The 18,870-nt window shown below is 72.1% G+C and carries 14 protein-coding genes and 1 pseudogene; 6 read left to right on the top strand and 9 right to left on the bottom strand.

What is annotated here, in order from left to right; translation table 11 throughout:
• Positions 1–52: 52 nt before the first annotated feature.
• Positions 53–2,572: a DEAD/DEAH box helicase gene (locus ACWAUO_RS11520; RefSeq protein ID WP_460775790.1), complete on the bottom strand. Its 2,520-nt coding sequence runs from the start codon at positions 2,570–2,572 to the stop codon at positions 53–55.
• Positions 2,573–2,642: 70 nt separating this feature from the next.
• Here ACWAUO_RS11520 and ACWAUO_RS11515 point away from each other — a divergent pair, with 70 nt between their 5' ends.
• Together ACWAUO_RS11515 and ACWAUO_RS11510 are read left to right on the top strand one after the other, a co-directional pair.
• On the top strand, positions 2,643–2,966 hold the full coding sequence (locus ACWAUO_RS11515) for a GNAT family N-acetyltransferase (protein WP_460775539.1): 324 nt from the start codon (positions 2,643–2,645) through the stop codon (positions 2,964–2,966).
• Positions 2,963–3,931 (top strand): pirin family protein, encoded by a 969-nt coding sequence (locus ACWAUO_RS11510; protein WP_460775538.1) that lies wholly within the window; start codon positions 2,963–2,965, stop codon positions 3,929–3,931. Before ACWAUO_RS11515 ends, ACWAUO_RS11510 begins: the two co-directional genes overlap by 4 nt.
• An 87-nt stretch (positions 3,932–4,018) precedes the next feature.
• On the opposite strand, the gene ACWAUO_RS11505 is transcribed toward ACWAUO_RS11510, so the two are convergent.
• Together ACWAUO_RS11505 and ACWAUO_RS11500 are read right to left on the bottom strand one after the other, a co-directional pair.
• Positions 4,019–5,182 carry an acyl-CoA dehydrogenase family protein gene (locus ACWAUO_RS11505; RefSeq protein WP_460775537.1) on the bottom strand — a complete coding sequence of 388 codons (1,164 nt, stop codon included), beginning with the start codon at positions 5,180–5,182 and terminating at the stop codon, positions 4,019–4,021.
• A 209-nt stretch (positions 5,183–5,391) separates the two neighbouring features.
• Positions 5,392–6,363, bottom strand: coding sequence for a M15 family metallopeptidase (locus ACWAUO_RS11500; protein WP_460775535.1), 972 nt, complete (start codon positions 6,361–6,363; stop codon positions 5,392–5,394).
• Positions 6,364–6,460: 97 nt separating this feature from the next.
• On the opposite strand from ACWAUO_RS11500, the gene ACWAUO_RS11495 reads away from it, so the two are divergent.
• Together ACWAUO_RS11495 and ACWAUO_RS11490 are read left to right on the top strand one after the other, a co-directional pair.
• Entirely contained in the window at positions 6,461–8,044 is a 1,584-nt protein-coding gene (locus tag ACWAUO_RS11495; protein ID WP_460775533.1) for an Rv2578c family radical SAM protein, read from the top strand.
• 127 nt (positions 8,045–8,171) lie between these two features.
• Positions 8,172–9,128 (top strand): alpha/beta hydrolase, encoded by a 957-nt coding sequence (locus ACWAUO_RS11490; protein WP_460775532.1) that lies wholly within the window; start codon positions 8,172–8,174, stop codon positions 9,126–9,128.
• Positions 9,129–9,225: 97 nt separating this feature from the next.
• Here ACWAUO_RS11490 and ACWAUO_RS11485 read toward each other — a convergent pair whose 3' ends face one another.
• On the bottom strand, positions 9,226–11,217 hold the full coding sequence (locus tag ACWAUO_RS11485; RefSeq protein ID WP_460775530.1) for a DEAD/DEAH box helicase: 1,992 nt from the start codon (positions 11,215–11,217) through the stop codon (positions 9,226–9,228).
• 222 nt (positions 11,218–11,439) lie between these two features.
• Here ACWAUO_RS11485 and ACWAUO_RS11480 point away from each other — a divergent pair, with 222 nt between their 5' ends.
• Positions 11,440–12,348, top strand: coding sequence for an aldose 1-epimerase family protein (locus ACWAUO_RS11480; protein ID WP_460775529.1), 909 nt, complete (start codon positions 11,440–11,442; stop codon positions 12,346–12,348).
• A gap of 215 nt (positions 12,349–12,563) precedes the next feature.
• A pseudogene (locus ACWAUO_RS11475) lies at positions 12,564–13,166 on the top strand (hypothetical protein); the annotation flags it as partial.
• 262 nt (positions 13,167–13,428) lie between these two features.
• On the opposite strand, the gene ACWAUO_RS11470 reads toward ACWAUO_RS11475, so the two are convergent.
• The 5 genes from ACWAUO_RS11470 to ACWAUO_RS11450 all read right to left on the bottom strand — a co-directional run bounded on the left by ACWAUO_RS11470 (position 13,429) and on the right by ACWAUO_RS11450 (position 18,735).
• Positions 13,429–16,608 (bottom strand): efflux RND transporter permease subunit, encoded by a 3,180-nt coding sequence (locus tag ACWAUO_RS11470; RefSeq protein ID WP_460775527.1) that lies wholly within the window; start codon positions 16,606–16,608, stop codon positions 13,429–13,431.
• A gap of 111 nt (positions 16,609–16,719) precedes the next feature.
• Positions 16,720–17,085, bottom strand: a complete 366-nt coding sequence (locus tag ACWAUO_RS11465; RefSeq protein WP_460775525.1) for a fluoride efflux transporter FluC — start codon at positions 17,083–17,085, stop codon at positions 16,720–16,722.
• Positions 17,082–17,480, bottom strand: a complete 399-nt coding sequence (locus ACWAUO_RS11460; RefSeq protein WP_460775524.1) for a fluoride efflux transporter FluC — start codon at positions 17,478–17,480, stop codon at positions 17,082–17,084. Before ACWAUO_RS11460 ends, ACWAUO_RS11465 begins: the two co-directional genes overlap by 4 nt.
• 20 nt (positions 17,481–17,500) lie before the next feature.
• Positions 17,501–18,463, bottom strand: a complete 963-nt coding sequence (locus tag ACWAUO_RS11455; RefSeq protein WP_460775523.1) for a DNA topoisomerase IB — start codon at positions 18,461–18,463, stop codon at positions 17,501–17,503.
• A 2-nt stretch (positions 18,464–18,465) separates the two neighbouring features.
• The gene (locus ACWAUO_RS11450) at positions 18,466–18,735 is read right to left on the bottom strand and encodes a DUF7218 family protein (protein WP_460775521.1); all 270 of its coding nucleotides are present in this window, start codon (positions 18,733–18,735) and stop codon (positions 18,466–18,468) included.
• Positions 18,736–18,870: the final 135 nt, after the last annotated feature.

Below are 18,870 nucleotides of genomic sequence, written 5' to 3'. Positions count from 1 at the left end.
TCCCCCGTGCGGCACGCCCCGGGCAGGATGCTGTGGAACGCGCCCGGGAGGGCTACAGCCGGACGACCTCGGACACGTGCACGACCGCGGCACCCTGCTCGGCGGATGCCTCCAGGTCGACGTCCGCGCGGATGCGCCAGTCGTGGTGGCCGGCCGGGTCGTCGAGGATCTGCTCGACCCGCCAGCGACCCTCCGCCGCCGACGACTCGTCGATGACGCACAGTGCGGGGGAGCGCGCCGGGCCACCCGTGAGGAGCTCATCGTGCTCCTCGTAGTAGGCGTCGAGCACGGCCGGCCAGTCGACGTCGGGGTCGAGCGCGACGAGCTCGTCGTCGCGCTGCCGCGCCGCGAGCTGCACCCGTCGGAAGAGCTCGTTGCGCACGAGCACGGTGAATGCGCGACGGTTCACGACGACCGACGGCGGAGCCGGCGGCACGACGACCTCGCCCTCCGCGGCCGGGTTCACGAGCGACTCCCACTCGTCGACGAGGCTCGAGTCGACCTGTCGCACCAGCTCGCCGAGCCACGCGATGAGGTCCTGCAGCGGCGGCGTCTGCGCCTCGGCGGGGACCGTCTGCCGGATCGCCCGGTACGCGTCGCTGAGGTAGCGGAGCACGAGGCCCTCGCTGCGGCCGAGCTGGTACCAGTTCACGAACTCCGCGAACGAGAACGCCTGCTCGAACATGTCGCGCACCACGGACTTCGGCCGCAGTTCGAAGTCGCGCACCCACGGCTGCGACTGGGCGAACGTCTCGAACGCCTGCGCGAGCAGTCCCTCGAGCGGTTTCGGGTAGGTGACCTCCTCGAGCGCGTCCATCCGCTCGTCGTAGTCGAGCCCCTCGCGCTTCATCGCCGCGACGGCCTCGCCGCGCGCCTTGAACTCCTGCTGGGAGAGGATCGCCCGCGGGTCGTCGAGGGTCGCCTCGATGACGCTCACGACGTCGAGCGCGTAGTGGCCCGAACCCGCGCCGCCCGGCTTCTCCTCCGGGTCGAGCAGGTCGATCGCGGCGAGCGCGAACGGCGACAGCGGTTGGTTGAGCGCGAAGTCGCGCTGCAGGTCCACCGTGAGCCGGATCGTCCCGTCGACGACCTCGACCACGCCGGCGGTGCGGAGGGTGCGGAAGATCGCGAGCGCGCGGCGGGCGAGCTCGTACCGGCGGGCCTGCGGCTCGTGGTTGTCGAAGACGAGCGAGCGGACGTCGCCGAACACGTCGCCGCCGCGCGCGATCACGTTGATGAGCATGGCCGAGGTGAGCTGCAGCTGCGGCACGAGCGGTTCCGGCACGCCGTCGCGGAGGCGCTCGAACGAGCCCTCGCCCCAGTTCACGACGCCGGTGGGCGCCTTCTTCCGCACGATCTTCTTGCGCTTGGCGGGGTCGTCGCCGGCCTTCGCGAGCGCCACGGCGTTCTCGATCTCCCACTCCGGCGCCATCACCACGACGTTGCCGTGGGGGTCGAACCCGGCGCGGCCGGCGCGGCCCGCGACCTGGTGGAACTCGCGGGCGGTGAGCTGCCGCATCCGGGTGCCGTCGTACTTCGACAACGCGGTGATGACGACCGAACGGATGGGCACGTTGATGCCGACGCCGAGGGTGTCGGTGCCGCAGATCACCCGGAGCAGCCCGCGCTGCGCGAGCGTCTCGACGAGGCGGCGGTAGCGCGGGAGCATCCCGGCGTGGTGCACCCCGATGCCGGCGCGCACGAGCCGCGAGAGGGTCTTGCCGAATCCGGTGGTGAACCGGAATCCGCCGATGGCGGCGGCGATCTCGTCGCGCTGCGCCCGCGACGCGATCTGCACGCTGCCGAGCGCCTGCGCCCGCTCGAGCGCCTGGGCCTGCGAGAAGTGCACGATGTAGATCGGCTGCTCCTTCTCGTCCAGGAGCGAGGCGACGACCTCGTGCACCGGGCGACGCTCGTACGAGAAGTGGAGCGGCACCGGGCGCTCGGCGCCGGTCACCTCGACCGTCGGGCGTCCGGTGCGGCGGGCGAGGTCGTCCCGGATGCGGGTGGTGTCGCCGAGCGTGGCCGACATGAGCAGGAACTGCGCCCGCGGCAGGAGCAGCAGCGGCACCTGCCACGCCCACCCGCGGTCGGGCTCGCCGTAGAAGTGGAACTCGTCCATCACGACCTGCGCGACGTCGGCGTCCGCGCCCTCGCGGAGGGCGAGGTTCGCGAGGATCTCGGCGGTGCAGCAGATGATCGGCGCATCCGGGTTCACCGACGAGTCACCGGTGATCATGCCGACCTGCTCCGGGCCGAAGATGTCGACGAGCGCGAAGAACTTCTCGCTGACCAGGGCCTTGATGGGCGCTGTGTAGTAGGTCCGGCCGCCGGCGGCGAGGGATGCGGCGTGCGCGGCGATCGCGACGAGCGACTTGCCGGTGCCGGTCGGCGTCGACAGGATCACGTTCGCACCGGAGACGAGTTCGATGACCGCCTCGTCCTGCGCCGGGTACAGCGTGAGCCCGCGCGACGCCGTCCACTCCAGGAACGCGTCGTAGACCGCATCCGGATCGGAGCCGGCGGCACGGGCGAGGTCGAGCAGGGAGGTCACCGGTCGAGTCTGCCCCATGCCGCGTGCACGACCGCTGTACGGGCGGTGCGGGCTTGAGCGGCGCCGGACGCCGCCGTAGCCTGCGAGCATGATCGACCCATCCCAGCCGGACGAGGACGTGCGCGTCGTCCGCGACGACGAGCACGACCGCTACCGCGTCGAGGTCGACGGGCAGACCGCCGGGTTCACCGCGTTCCGCCGGGACGGCGAGCGCCTGCGGTTCGTGCACACCGAGGTCGACGAGGCCTACAGCGGCCGCGGGCTCGCGAAGACGCTGGTCGCCCAGGCGATGGCCGACGTCGCCGACCGCGGCGAGACGGTCGTGCCGCTGTGCCCCTACGTGGCGTCGTTCCTGCGTCGCACCGAGGTGCCGGGCCTGAAGGTGCACTGGCCCGCCGGGTCCGAGGGATGACCAGGCTCGACGCCGAGCCCGACGCGGGCCCGGAACGCGCGGCGGACTGCGACGGCCCGCGCGCCGTGCTGCTGGACTCCCGCGAGGTGCCGCTCGGCGGCGTACGTGCGATGTCGGTGCACCGGGCGCTCCCCCAGCGCGACCTGCCGCTCGTGGGGGCGTGGTGCTTCCTCGACCGGTTCGGGCCGCAGGAGGTGCGGATGCGGGTGGAGCCGCATCCGCACATCGGCCTGCAGACGGTGACCTGGCCGCTGACCGGTGAGATCCGCCACCGCGACACGATCGGCAGCGACGTGCGGATCCGCCCCGGCCAGCTGAACCTCATGACGAGCGGCGCCGGCATCGCCCACAGCGAGTACTCGCTCGGCGAGACGCCCGTGCCGCTGGACGCGCTGCAGCTGTGGGTGGCACTGCCGGAGTCGCGCCGGCACGGCGAGCCCGCGTTCGAGCAGCACACCGACCTGCCGGAGGTGGTGCTCGACGGTGGGGGCACGGCGACCGTCGTGATGGGGGAACTCGCCGGGGTCGTGTCGCCGGCGACCGTGCACACGCCGATCGTGGGCGCCGAGGTGCGGGTTCCGGCGGGCGCGCGGGTGCGGCTGCCGCTGCATCCGGAGTGGGAGTACGCGGCGGTCGGCGTCGGGGGCGACCTCGTCGTCCACGCGGGCCCCGACACCGCGGTCGGCACGCTGCAGCTGTGCTATCTCGGACTCGGCCGGGATGCGGTGGAGGTCTCGTCCGCGACCGGTGCGACCCTGTTCCTCCTCGGCGGGGAGCCGTTCGAGGACGACATCGTCATGTGGTGGAACTTCGTCGGCCGCAGCCACGAGGAGATCGTCGAGGCGCGCGAGGCGTGGGAGGCCGCATCCGACCGCTTCGGCCATGTCGTCGGGCACGGCCCCGAGCGGGTGCCCGCGCCGCCGCTCCCCGCCGTGCGCCTGACCCGTCGTCGTCGCCGCCTCTGAAACCGCCGAGACCACACCCACCGCGCGAGACCACATGCGATCGGATGTGGTCTCGGCGGATGGATGTGGTCTCGCGGGTGGTCGGGGTTACTTCCGGCCGGTGACCTGGCGGGCGACGATGTCGCGCATGATCTCGTTCGTGCCGCCGTAGATGCGGTGCACGCGGGCGTCGAGGAACGCGCGGGCGATCGGGTACTCGGTGATGTAGCCGTAGCCGCCGTGCAGCTGCACGCCCAGGTCGAGCAGCTCCCACTCGCGTTCGGTCGCCCAGTACTTGACCTTCGCCGCCTCCTCGGCGGTGAGCTTGGCGTCCTTGTAGAGCATCATCGCGCGGTCGATGTACGCCCACAGCACGTCGACCGTGGTCGCCATGTCGGCCAGCTTGAACCGGGTGTTCTGGAAGTCGGCGATCGGCTGCCCGAACGCCTCACGGCTCAGCGTGTAGTCACGCGTCCAGACGAGCGCGGCCTCGGCTGCGGCGGCGGCCGCGACACCGATCGAGAGGCGCTCGAGCGGCAGGTTCATCATCAGCTGGATGAACCCGCGGCCCTCGACGCCGCCGATGAGGTTCTCCTCCGGCACGAACACGTCCGAGAACGACAGCTCGGCGGTGTCCCAGCCGTGGAAGCCCATCTTCTCGAGCTTCTTGCCGTGGTCGAAGCCCTCCATGCCGTTCTCGAGGATGAGGAGCGAGAACGCGTCGGGGCGGTTGCCCTCACCGGTCTTCACGAACGTGACGACGATGTCCGCGGTCTTGCCCGACGAGATGAACGTCTTCGCACCGTTGACGAGGTAGCCGCCGTCGACCTTCTTCGCGGTCGTCTTGATACCACGAAGGTCGGAGCCGGTGCCGGGCTCGGTCATCGCGAGCGCGCCGAGCACCTCGCCGGTGGCCATGCGGGGCAGCCACTTCTCCTTCTGCGCCTGCGTGCCCATGTGCGCGATGTACGGCACGGCGAGGTCGTCCTGGATGCCGAGTGCACCGGCGAGCGAGCCGTGACCGGCGCCGATGACCTCCTCGTTGACGATCGCGCGGAAGCGGTAATCCTGCAGCATCCCGGCGCCGCCGAACTCCTCCGGCACGGACAGGCCGATGATGCCGGCCTCACCCGCCGCGAGCATCGTGGCACGGTCGACCTCACCGTCGGCCTCCCACTGCTTGCGCTTCTCCTCCGTCGCGTAGCGCTTGATGAACTCCTTCACGACGTCGCGGAACGCCGCGTGGTCCTCGTCGTAGATGTCGCGCTCCATGCGTGCGCCGTCCTTCCTCCGCGATGCGGGATCTCGAGGCGACGCGGGGCCGTTCGGGCGGCGTCGCCGCACCGAGTCTATGGGCGCGGCACTCGGATGCGGCAGTGCGATGTGGGATCGCATCGCACCGGACGCGATACCCGGTGTCATGGTTTGTGGGATGCCTCCAGACGGCACCGACACCCGCCCGTGCCGCGCGGCGGCACCCCTCACTCGACGTAGTCGGGGGCGGCGGGCAGCCCGAAGAACTCCTCCAGCGAACGCCAGCCCCCGTCGCGGTACGCCTTCGCGAGCTCCGGCCCGATGTAGCGCACGTGCCACGGCTCGGCCTTGTACCCGGTGATCTCCGTAGCCCCCTCGAGGTACCGCACGACGAAGCCGTACTCCCAGGCGTGCTCGGCGACCCACGCGCCCTGCGGGGAGCCGCCGAAGTCGTCGAGGCCGCCGCATCCGCCCTCGCCGCACGCGACGAGGTCGACCGTGATGCCGGTCTGGTGCTCGCTGTGCCCGGGCCGCGCGCTCTCGAGGTCGGCGACCTGCCGGCCGTCGGCGTCGACGTGCTGGGCATACGTGCGCTGCTGGGTGGTGTAGGACCGGTACGCGCTGAGGGCTGCGAGCTCACCCGCCCCTGCGGCCTGCGCGCCCGCCCGCATCGCGGCCAGGGCGGCTGCAGCATCCGGGCGCAGGCTCACGACGTCGAGCGTGCGCACCCCGGCGGGCGCGGCGAGTTCGGCAGGTGCCGCATCGGCCGGCACGAGGGGGCGCTGCTTGTTCACCACCACCCATTGCCGCGAGACGTCCGACAGCGAGACGCAGGGCGCCGCGCCGACCGCGACGGCGGCACGGAACGCCTCACCACCACCCGCGGCCGCCACCACCGCCTCGTCGTCACCGGCCACCAGTGCAGCCTGCACGGCGGGGTCCTCGCACATGCCCGGCACGGCCTCCACCTGCGGCACCGGGAGCGCGTCGACCATGGGCGGCAGGTCCTCGGGCCCGTCCCGGAGGGCGTCGGCGGGCGGACCGTCGACCATCCCCGGCAGCACCAGCGCACCGGCCACGGCGGCCGCCGCGGCCACCGGCACGAGCGCCGCGAGCATCCGGCGCCGGCGCGCACGCGCCTTCCGCACCGCGGCGACCTCGCGCGCGGCACGGCGCGTCCGAGAGTGCGGCGTGCTCACCCCTCCATTGTGGGCGCCCGGTGCCGAGAGACGGCCGGTTCGCACATCCTTCCGTGCATGGCTTGACGTAGTCTCGAATCTTTGTTCCACTGGGGACATGCGATGGCAGGGACAGCGGGTGGGCGAGACGGATGCGGCTGCGCTCCCCGGTCTCGACCGGATGGACGGGCTCGTCCGCAGCGTGACGACGCCGGAGTTCGCGGGCATGACGTTCCACGAGGTCGTCGCCCGCTCCGCGCTGAACCACGTGCCGGGCGCATCCGCGATGCCGTTCGACTGGACGGTGAACCCCTATCGGGGCTGCTCGCATGCGTGCACCTATTGCCTGGCACCCGAGACGTCGATCCTCATGGCGGACGGAAGACAGAAGCCGCTCTCGGACATCCGCGTCGGCGACCGGGTGATCGGCACGGAACGGGTCGGTGAGTACCGCCGTTTCGTCGAGACCGAGGTCCGTGCCCGCTGGAACACGCGCAAAGCAGCGCATCGGATCACGCTCGCGGACGGCACCGTCCTGACGGCCAGCGGTGATCACCGCTTCCTCACGGAGCGGGGATGGAGATACGTCACGGGCGCCATGAGCGGATCCGCCCGTCGCCCGTTCCTCACGACGAGCAACCGGATGCAGGGATTCGGTGCGTCCGGTCCCGCAATGGGCACTGAGGATGCCGAGTACCGCCGCCCTGCCATCACCAGAACGCCGGCCGTCGTCGGTCGGGCGGTGAAGACGGTCGCAGATCTGCGCGTCCGGTCGATCGAGGCCTTGGGAGTCGAGATCGACATGGTCGACATCACGACCGGCACCGGGGATTTCATCGCGAATGGGGTCGTCAGCCACAACTGCTTCGCCCGCGGCACCCACACGTATCTCGACCTCGACGCGGGTCGCGACTTCGACTCGCAGGTGGTCGTGAAGGTCAACGTCGCGGAGGTGCTCTCGCACGAGGTGCGACGCGGGTCGTGGGGGCGCGAGCACGTCGCACTGGGCACGAACACCGACCCGTACCAGCGCGCGGAGGGGCGCTACCGGCTCATGCCCGGGATCATCGACGCGCTCGCGTCGTCGGGCACACCGATGTCGATCCTCACGAAGGGGACGCTGCTGCGGCGCGACCTGCCGCTGCTCACCGAGGCGAAGCGGGAGGTCTCCGTGTCGCTCGCGATGTCGATCGCCGTCTTCGACGACGCCCTGCAGCACGCCGTGGAACCCGGGACGCCGACCGCGCAGGCGCGGCTGGACACCGTGCGCGCGGCGACCGAGGCGGGGTTCCGCGTGACGGTCTTCCTCATGCCGGTGCTGCCGCACCTGACCGACTCGGTCGCGGCGCTCGACGACGCCCTCCGGCGGATCAAGGATGCGGGCGCGGTGCGTGTCGTCTACGGCGCGCTGCACCTGCGGCCCGGGGTGAAGCCGTGGTTCATGCAGTGGCTCTCCCGCGAACGCCCCGACCTGCTGTCGTCCTACCGCGCGCTCTACCCGGGGGCCGCGGTGCAGGCGCCGAAACCGTATCGGCAGTGGCTGGCCCGCCGCATCCGGCCGCTCATGCGCGCGCACGGGCTCGACGGCCGCTCCGAGGAGGAACCGGTGCGCGCCCGACCGGTGACCCGGGACGCATCCGCCGCCTCGCGCGCCGCGGCGACCTCCGTCCGTACGACGGGTCCGCAGCCGCGCCTGTTCTGACGGCCGGCGCCGGCAGGTGCCCTGGGGGGTCCCAGCAGGCCCTGGAACACCCCGCGCACGCGCTCTAGGTTCGGGTCGAGGAACCCACCGACGGCCCTCGCGGCCCCGACCAGCAAGGAGCGCGACCATGACCACCCGACAGCGCAGCCTCGAACCCGCCGCGCGCGAGTTCGCATCGGCGACCGCCGACCCGCCGTACCTGTTCGACCTCGGACCGGTGGAGGGCCGGAAGACCGTGGAACAGGTGCAGTCCGGCGACGGCGTCGACAAACCCGCGATCGACGAGGAATGGGTGACCGTCTCCGGCGGGCCCACCGGTTCGGTGCGGGCGCGGATCGTCACGCCTGCCGGATCGTCCGGACCCCTGCCCGTCCTCCTCTACATCCACGGCGCGGGCTGGGTCTTCGGCAGTGCGTCCACGCACGACCGGCTCGTTCGCGAACTGGCGGTCGGCGCCGGTGTGGCTGTCGTGTTCCCCGAGTACGGGCTCTCCCCGGAACACCGGTACCCGGTCGCGATCGAGCAGAACTGGACCGTGGCCCGCTGGATCGTCGAGCACGGCGCCCGGCACGGGCTCGACGCATCCCGGATCGCCGTCGCGGGCGACTCGGTCGGCGGCAACATGACCGCCGCGCTCACCCTCATGGCGAAGGAGCGCGGGGGCGTCGGGTTCGCGCACCAGATCCTCTTCTACCCGGTGACCGACGCCTCCTTCGACACCGAGTCGTACCGCGAGTTCGCCGAGGGGTACTTCCTCCGTCGCGACGCGATGCAGTGGTTCTGGGACCAGTACACGACCGACCCCGCCCAGCGCGCCGAGATCACCGCATCCCCGCTGCGTGCCACGACGGAGCAGCTCGCCGGGCTCCCGCCCGCGCTCGTGATCACGGCCGAGGCCGACGTCCTGCGCGATGAGGGCGAGGCCTACGCCGCCAAGCTCCGCGACGCGGGCGTGGCCGTGACGCAGGTGCGACTGGGCGGCGTCATCCACGACTTCGTCATGCTCGACGCCCTCCGCGACACCCACGCCGCCCGGACCGCGATGCTCCTAGCGACCGCGACCCTGCGCGCCGCCCTCGCCTGAACGCGGACCGCGAGACTGCATCCGGTCGCCGAGACTGCGGGGTAACCCCGCTGTCTCGGAGCGCAGATGCAGTCTCGCGGTCCGGTCGTTCGTGGGGTCAGGCGGTGACGTCGGCGAGCTGGCGGCCGCTCAGCTCCTCGAGCAGGTCGTCGCCGGGACGCGCCTCCTGGAACGGCGCGGAGATCTCCGCGCGGTCCAGCAGCTCGTTCATGCGGCGGCGACGCTGACGGGTGATGAGCGTCACGACGGTGCCCTCGCGGCCGGCGCGGCCGGTGCGGCCCGACCGGTGCAGGTACGTCTTGTACTCGTCCGGCGCATCGGCCTGCACGACCAGGTCGATGTCGTCGACGTGGATGCCGCGGGCGGCGACGTCGGTCGCCACGAGCACGCGCACCTTGCCGTTCGTCAGCCGCTGCAGGTTGCGGGTGCGCTTGGCCTGGTTCAGGTCGCCGTGCAGGGCGACGGCGGGGATGCCGGCATCCTCGAACTGCTCGCTGAGCATCTCGGCGTAGGCGCGGGTCCGCGTGAACACGAGGGTCTTCCCGTCGCGGTCGACGAGCGAGTTGAGCAGCTCCGCCTTGTCACGGTGGTCGATGACGAGCACGCGGTGGTCGATCGTGCCGGAGTCCTGGTCCTCACCGGCCACCTCGTAGACGGCCGGGTCGACGAGGAACTCGTCGACGAGCGCGGAGACCTCGCGGTCGAGCGTCGCCGAGAAGAGGAGCTTCTGCGCCTTCGAAGGGATGAGGCGGAGCAGGCGCTGCATCGGCTCGAGGAAGCCGAGCTCGGACATGTGGTCGGCCTCGTCGAGCACCACGATGCGGATCTCCGAGAGGTCGAGCTTGCCCTGCGCCTGGAGGTCCTCGATGCGGCCGGGGGTGCCGATGACGATGTCCACGCCCTTCTTCAACGCACCCACCTGACGGGCCTGCGGCACACCGCCGTAGACCTGGGTGGTGAACAGGCCGACGCTGCGGGCGATCGGCTGCACGGTGCCGTCGATCTGCAGCGCGAGCTCACGCGTCGGGGCGAGGATGAGCGCCTTCGGGGCGCGGCCGAACTGCCGCTTCACGCCTGCCTGCGACCGGAGGATCGACTCGACGAGCGGGGCGCCGAAGGCGATCGTCTTGCCCGAGCCCGTGCGCCCACGGGCCAGCACGTCACGGCCGGCGAGGATCGGCGAGATGGTCGCCGCCTGGATCGGGAACGGGCTGTCCGCCCCGAGCTCCGCGAGGGCACGGACGATGTTCTCGCCGAGCCCCAGCTCGCCGAACGACGCCTCGGCGACGGTCGCGGCATCCACGGCCTGCGCCTGCAGGCGCTCGTGCACGACGTCGAGCTGCTGCTCGTGCGCCGTCTCACGGGGCTTGGCGTTCCAGTCCGAACGGTTCGGGCGCTGCTCGCCGCGACGGTCGTCGCGTCGGGGCTCGAAACGCCGGTCGTCGTGTCGGGCGGCAGGACGCTCCTCGAAGCGACGGGGCGCCTCGCGGCGGTCGTCGGTCCGGCGCTGCGGACGGTCGTCATACGAGCGGGGCGAACGCTGGGCGCGGTCGTCATACGAACGGGGCGAACGCTGCGGGCGGTCGTCATACGAACGGGCGGGCCGGTCGTCGCTCCGACGCTGCGGACGGTCGTCGTACGAACGGGCCGGGCGTTCGTCGTACGAACGGGCCGGGCGTTCGTCGTACGAACGGGCCGGGCGCTGGGCGCCGGAACGGTCGTTCCACGTGCGCGCGCCGCGCTCGTCGCGGCCGCCACGGGAGCCGCCCTCGGCGCGCGCACCACGGTGGCCGCCGTCGGGGCGCGAACCGGCGCGCTCCTCGAAGCGGGCGGGACGCTCCCCGCCGGCGCGGCTGCGGATGCTGCGGGCCTCGTCCCGGCCGGCGCGCTCCTGCGCGCTCCAGCGCTGCTTGGGCGCGGCGCCCTCGTCCGCGCGGTAGCCGCGGTGCTTCGGGCTCTTCGAACCGGTGGTGCCGGCCGAGGCCTCGCCGGGGCGGCGCTTGCGGTCCTGGAACGAGGTCTTCGCGCCGTAGCGCGGGTCGAAGTTCTTGGCCGGGCGTCCGCCGGCGGGCTTCTTGTTCTTGGGCATGGGTCGTCCTTCTGGTTCTCTGCGCACGAGAACAGCACCCGCTCACAGCGGGATACCCGGACGTTTCGTCGGCCGGGGCCATTTTCGATGATGGTCATGCACGCCGATCGGCGCCCATCATCGGCCCCAAGGACCACAGAACCACCCGCGCGATGCGCGGCGTCCAGAGCCGACCCGTCAATGGTAGCGAGCCGCCCTGGGAGCACGCCCTACGCTGAGGGCATGACCGCCGACCCCACCGGCCACCGCCACGTCCTGCGGAGCGCGCACGCCACCGCCGAGATCACCGAGGTGGGCGCGTCCCTGCGTGCGCTGCGGGTCGACGGCGTCGACCTCGTCGTCCGCTATCCCGACGGGATCCCGGCCCCGGCCGCGTCCGGCGTCGTGCTGCTGCCCTGGCCCAACCGCATCCGCGACGGCCGCTGGCGCCACGACGGCACCGAATACCTGCTCGCGATCACCGAGCCCAAGCTGGGCAACGCGTCCCACGGACTGCTCCGGTTCGCGTCGTACCGGCTGGAGGAGGCGACGGCGGATGCGGTGACCCTCGCGGCCGACGTCGTCCCGCAGACCGGCTATCCCTTCCACCTGGCGACCCGCGTGACCTACGCGCTCACCCCCGACGGGATCGAGGTGACGCACACCGTCACCAACGTCGGTGCCGACGAGGCGCCCGTCGCGCTCGGCGCGCACCCGTACCTCGGCATCTCCGACGTGGCCACCGAGGAGCTCACGGTGCAGGTCGTGGCGGACGAGTGGTACCCGGTCGACGAACGCAACCTGCCCGTCGGCGCCGCGGTCCCCGTCGACGATGCGCACGACCTGCGCACGCCCCGACTGCTGGCGGGCCTCGGTCTCGACACCGCGTACACGGCGATCCGTCGCGACGCGGACGGCCGCGTGCGGGGCGTGCTCCGGGCGCCCGACGGGCGCTCGGTCGAACTGTGGGGCGACGAATCGGTCACGACGCTCCAGGTGTTCACGACCGACCGCTACCCGGGGCACGACCTCGCCGTGGCGATCGAGCCCATGACCGCGCCCGCCGACGCCTTCAACTCCGGTCGCGACCTGCGCCGGCTCGCGCCCGGCGAGACCTGGGAGGTCCGGTGGGGGATCGTCTACCGCCGCTGACGGCACGAGCGGTTCGTATACACGATGTCAGGTTCGCGTCAAGGTAACACACGCCGCTGCTGCCTGTAACGGGCCACCACTAGACTGACGCGCAGCGGCAGGGCCGCCGCGCCGGTTTCAGGGTTCCGGCGCTCGCCATCCGGTGCGTGACGGGGAACCTCTTTCACGACTCCACCGGGGGATCAGGTGTCCGTCTGGGTGGAGGGTACCCGCATATGCGCATCGACCGTTCGTCGTTCTCCGAGCTCCGAGCGATGGCAGCAGTGCCCAGGCCGCCACGCCCCCGGGGGGTCCGACGGGCGGCCACCGCGCTCCTGGGCGCCTCCCCGGTGCACCTGGCGGTGCTGGCACTGCTCGTGCTCCTGGTCGGCATCGGCCTGTCGATCATCTCGACGACCGACCCGCAGTGGTGGCGCCTGCACTTCAGCCGCCTCGGCACCTTCCGCAACAGCTCCGGCGCCGCCTTCAACGTGACGCTCATCATCGGCGGGACGCTGGTGGCGATGTTCGCACACGCGGTCGGCCGCGAACTGCGGGCGCTGGAGCGGCACCGCGTCCGACGCGGCACCGCGCTCCTCGCCCGCATCCTGCTCACCGCCGTCGGTGTGAACCTCGCGCTCGTCGGCTGCGTGCCGCTGAACGTCAACCGATTCGTGCACGACAACGTCGCCGCCGGCATGGTGGTGAGCTTCGCCGTGCTGCTCCTGCTCAGCCCGCTGCTCATGCACCGGATGCCCAAGCGCCTGCTGGCGACCACCCTCGCCGTGTTCGGCTACCTCTTCGGCGGCGGCTGGCTCTTCGTGACCGCCACCATCAACCTCGCCCTGTTCGAGGTCATCGGCTTCAGCGCGATGTTCGCCTGGTCGGGCGTCTTCGTCGTCTGCCTCACCCGGGCGGGCGCGCTCCACGCCGCACAGGCGGCCCCAGCCGTGCTCGCCGCACAGCCGGTCCCGGCCCTGGTCGCAACGGATGCCGTCACGCCCGTTCGCGCACCGTTCGGCGCCGCAGCGCCCGCGGCATCCACCTCGCCGGCGGCACCGGTCGGCCCCCTCGGGCTCGAGCCGACGGCCGCGGAGCCGGTCAGTGCGATTCGCGGCGACGCAGCTCCCGCCTGCTCGGGACGTGCGCCTCGTCGGCGGCAGCAGGCGGCACCGGCCCGTCGTGCCCGTCGGACGAGCGCGCGCCCCGCTTCGCGGCGCGACGCTCGCGTGCTCCCTCGACGAGGTTGTAGAGGGTCGGCAGCACCAGCAACGTCAGCACGGTAGAGGACACAAGCCCGCCGATCACGACGATCGCGAGCGGCTGTGAGATGAATCCGCCTTGTCCGGTGATGCCGAGCGCCATCGGGGTGAGGGCGAAGATCGTCGCAAGCGCGGTCATGAGGATCGGGCGCAGGCGCCTCGCACCACCCGCGACGGTGGCCTCGAAGGTGCTGAGGCCCTTCTCGCGGTACTGGTTGACGAGGTCGACGAGCACGATCGCGTTCGTCACCACGATGCCGATGAGCATGAGCACGCCGATGAGCGAGGCCACGCCGAGCGGCACCCCGGTGGCGATCTGCAGCAGGATCGCGCCGGTCGCCGCGAACGGCACCGAGACGAGCAGCAGGAGCGGCTGCCGCAGCGACTTGAAGGTCGCGACCATGACGATGTAGACGATGAGGATCGCGGCGAGCATGGCGAGTCCGAGCTGCGCGAACGCCTCGGTCTGCTGCGTGACGACCCCGCCGAGGGAGGCGTCCGCGCCCGCCGGCAGATCGAGGTCGGCGAGGGCCAGGGTGACCGCGCTCGTCGCGCCGCTGAGGTCGTCCCCGGCGGGCGTCACGGTGACGGTCGCGGTGCGCTGGCCGCGCTCGGACGTGATGGAGGTCGGCCCCTGCGCCTGCTCGACCGTCGCGACCTCGTCGAGGCGGATCGCACCGGTCGCGCTCGGGACGGTGAGCGCCCGCAGCTCCTCGATCGTCGCCGGGGTCTGGGAGGCGGCGAGGTAGACGCGCAGGCTCGTGCCGTCGACCTCGACCGAACCGATGGCGCGGGGCTGCATGGCATTGGAGACGAGTGCGCCGACCGCGACCTCGGAGAGGCCGAGGGATGCGGCCTTGTCCCGGTCGACGACCACCGCGATGTACGGGAGGGATGCGGCGAGGTTGCTCGAGACCTGGCTGACGCCGTCGACGTCCGTGAGCGCGTCGACGACCGCATCCGTCGCCTCGGTCAGCGACTCCTGGTCGGGTGCCGTGACGTCGATCTCAATGTCGGAGGATCCGAACCCGCCGCCCGATGCCGCGACCGTGACGGTGCCGACGTCGTCCAGGTCTGCCAGGGCGTCCTGGACGCGTGCGCGCAGCTCGACCTGGTCGGCGTCGGCGTCCGTCGTGATCGAGTACGTGATGCCGCCGGCGCCACCGCTGAACGCGTCGCGGATCGCCGAACCGCTGGAACCGATGGAGACCTGCACGGTCTCGACGCCGTCGACCTCCTGGAGCGCCTCCTCGACGCGTCCGGCGGCCTCGTCCTCGGACTCGAGGCTCGCGGCGGGACCGAGGGTCTGGGTGACCGTGAGGGTGTTCTGCCCCGAGTCGCCGAGGAAGTTCGTCTTCATGAGCGGTGCGAGCGCGACCGTGCCGGCGAGCACGACGACGGCGAGCACGAGCGTGACGGCGGAGTGCTTGAGCGTCCAGGTGAGCACGGGCAGGTACGCGCGCTGCAGCCGGGACGGCGGTGCGGCCGGGTCCTCCGGATCGATCCGCTCGCCGGCGGCGTCGAGGACGGGCTTGCCGGGACGGAGGAACCAGTAGGCGAGGACGGGCACGATGGTGAGCGCGACGAACAGCGACGCGAGCATCGCGATCGTCACGGTCATCGCGAACGGCCGGAACAGCTCCCCGGTGAGGTCGCCGACGAACGCGATCGGCAGGAACACGGCCACCGTCGTGACGGTGGAGGCGGTGATCGCCGCAGCGACCTCGCGCACGCCGAGGAGCACCGAGGCGAGCTTGTCTGCGCCCTGCACGTAGTGCCGCTTGATGTTCTCGATGACCACGATCGAGTCGTCGACGACACGGCCGATCGCGATCGTGAGGCCGCCCAGCGTGAGGATGTTCAGCGAGTAGCCGAACGCCTGGATGCCGATGAAGGTGATGAGCACGCTCGTCGGGATCGAGATCGCGGTGACGAGCGTGGAGCGCACCGACAGCAGGAAGACGAGGATGACGAAGACGGCGAAGACGAGCCCGAGCAGCCCCTCCTCGGCGAGCGCCTCGATCGACTGCTCGATGTAGGGCGCCTGGTCGAAGACGATCGTGAACTCGCCGCCCTCGAGGTCGTCGGCGAGGCCCGGGAGCGCGTCGTTCACGGCGCGCGAGACGTCGACGGTGTTCGCCGACGGGAGCTTGGTGACCGCGATCGACAGCGCCGGCTCGCCGTTCACGCGCGAGATGGAGGTGACCGGGGCGGCGTCGAGTTCGACCGTCGCGACGTCGCCCACGGTGACCGGCCCGGCGCCGAACTGGGCGGGGTCGGTCGGCACGAGCGGGAGCGCGGCGACCTCCTCGACCGAGGTGAGCTTGGCGCCGGTCTGCACCGTGAGGGTCTCGTCGCCCTCGGTGATGTCGCCGCCGGGGAAGAGCACGCCGTTCTGCTCCAGGGCGTCGGTGATCGCCTGCTGGCTGAACCCGGCCCCGGCGAGCGCGGCCTGGTCGGGGGTGATGGTGACGCGCGGCGAGACCCCGCCGACGATCGCCGCGGCGTTCACGCCGGGGATGTCCTCGAGTTCCGGGACGACCGTGTTCTCCAGCCGGGTCTGGATCGCCTCCTCGTCGTCGAAGCCGGTGACGGCCAGCTGGATGACGGGGAGATCGTCGGTGGAGATCGAGAGCACCGTCGGTTCGACGCCCTCGGGCAGTTGGCCCTTGATGCGGTTGATCGCGGTGGTGATCTTCTGCTCTGCCGTCGCAAGGTCGGTGCCGTAGGTGAACGACGCCTGCACGATCGACGCGTTCGTCGTGCTCGTCGCCGACGTGGACTCGAGCCCCGGCACGCCCTGGATCGCGTTCTCGATCGGCGTGGAGACGTCGTTCGCGACGACGTCGGGCGAGGCGCCGGGGTAGGTGCTCAGCACCGACAGGGCGGGGAACTCGATCGAGGGGATGAGCTCCTGCTTGAGGTTCGTCAGTGCGAGGCCGCCGAACACCGCCGCCACGATCGTGATGAGCGCGATGAGGGCACGGTTGCGGAGGCTGAGGACGGCGAGTCTGGACACGGATTGCCTTCGTGAGCGCGTCGGGCCAGAGCCGGCCGACAGTTGTGGGAGATGCTTCTCCGGGTCAGTATTCCACGGGGGTGAGGGCGCGGGGCCGCCCCCAGCTGCGGCTCACAGCGCGCTGCCAGCCCACACGCCGACGCCCGCCGCGACGACCGTCGCCACGAGCGTGCCGAGGGTGTTCAGCGCCGCCGCCCTGGTGCGTCCCTCGTCGAGGGCGACCGCGCTCGTGGCGGCCACCGCGCTGAAGGTGGTGTAGCCCCCGAGGAGGCCGCTTCCCACGACGGCGAGCACGGCCGCATCCGACACCGCGCCGGCGGCGAACCCGAGGGCGAGCGAGCCGGTGACGTTCACCAGGAGCGTGCCCCACGGGAACCGGGCGCCGACGATGCGGGTCACCCCCAGGTCGACGAGGTGGCGCAGCGCCGCGCCGGTGCCGCCCGCGAGCGCCACGATCGGCAGCAACGCCCAGGTCATGCCCGGCCTCCTCGTCGCGGTGCGGCGGGGCGCACGAGCACGAGGCCGAACCATGCGGCGCCGACGCCGAGCACGGCGGTGCCGAGGGTCAGCCACACCGGTGTGCCGGTCACCGCGTCGAGCGCGAAGGCGCTGTACGTGGTGAAGCCGCCGAGCAGGCCCGTCCCGAGGAACTGCCGCATCGCCCTGGTCCGTGGGCCGTCGCCGCGCCGGACGACGGCACCGGTGACCACCCCGAGTCCGAACGCACCGATGAGGTTGACGATGGCGACGACGAGCCCCGGGATCGCCGGCGTCTCGATAAGGGTGACCGCGGCGCGCAGCGCAGTGCCGATCGCTCCCCCGGCCGCGACGAGCCCGAGGTGCGTCCAGGAGAATGCGGGAGGGCCGGCCACCGTTCCACGCTACCGGCGGATCAGGCGGCGAGCAGGGCGCGCAGCGCGGACTCCGGGCTGACGGACAGGTCGATGAGACGACCGCGCGCATAGGCGCGCCAGACCCGGGGGTCGATGTAGCTCGCCCGCGAGACCGCCGGCGTGTTCCCGAGCACCGCCGCGCAGGCGCGCACGGCCCGGCGCTCGGCGCGCTTGCGCTCCGCCTTGCCGCGGAGCCGTCCCTCCTCGGCGAGCGCGGTGGCGGCGGCGATCGTGCCGCGCAGCGTGCGGAAGTCCTTCGCCGTGAACGACCCCCCGGTGAGCGCTCGCACGTAGGCGTTCACGTCGGCGGCGCTGAGCGCCATCCGACCGCGTCCGCGCGGGTAGCTGAGGAGTGCTGATCGCGGCCGCCCCTGCAGCATCGGTGCGAGCACGCGGGCGAGGTCCTCGTCGTCGATCTCGACGTGCGCGCGCACCCCGCTCTTGGCCGGGAAGTCGAGCGTGACGACGGTGCCCTCGATCGTGGCGTCCTGCCGCTGCAGCGTCGTGAGGCCGCGGCCGCCGCCGCGGGCGGCGTACCGGCGGGAGCCGACCCGCAGGGCGCCGGCGTCCAGCAGCCGGAACGCTGCGGCGAGGGTACGCTCCCGGGAGTCCTCCTCACGACGCAAAGACGTCGTCACCCGCGCCCGGGCCTTCGGGAGTGCCGCTGCGAGGGCGAGCGCCCGCTGGTACTTGCCGCGGTCCCGCGGCGCGCTCCAGTCCGGGTGGTACAGGTACTGCCGGCGGCCCGCCGCATCCGTGCCGACGGCCTGGATGTGGCCGCGCCCGTCGGCGCAGATCCACACGTCCTCCCAGGCAGGTGGGATGACGAGCGCGCGGATGCGGTCGATGTCCGTCGTACGGACGGGTCCGCCCGAGGTGGTGCGGTATCGGAAGCCGTCGCCGGCGCGGACGCGGGTGATCCCCGGGTCCTCGCCGGGCGAGACCCGTCGCAGACGCGCCATCCTCAGTGGTTGCGCAGTCGGTCGATGAGTTGTGCCTTGCGCAGCTTGGAGTAGCCGGTGAGGCCCAGCTCCTTCGCGCGCTCGCGGAGGTCCGCGACCGTCCAGTCCTCGTAGTCCCCGCTCTTGCCGCCCCGGCGCCCGACCTTGGAGCGCCCCTCGCGGGCGGCGGCGTTGGAGACGCGCGCCGCCTTCTCCTTCGACGCCCCGTCGTCGCGGAGCTTCTCGTACAGCTCCGGGTCCTTCAGGCTGTTCCCGCCGCGTCCTGCAGGCATGATCCGACCCCTTCCACGGTGCCTCGACCGTCACCTGGACAGTAGGCGCGGCACCGTCCCCCGCCGATCGCCCTTGACAGTCGCGCGGACCGTCGGTAGCGCACGCCCCCCTTCCGCGGCTACCACCGCGCGCAG

Source organism: Microbacterium sp. GXF7504, assembly GCF_054798235.1.
Note: the sequence above shows the minus strand (reverse complement) of the source record. Positions and strands in the feature narration are given on the sequence as shown.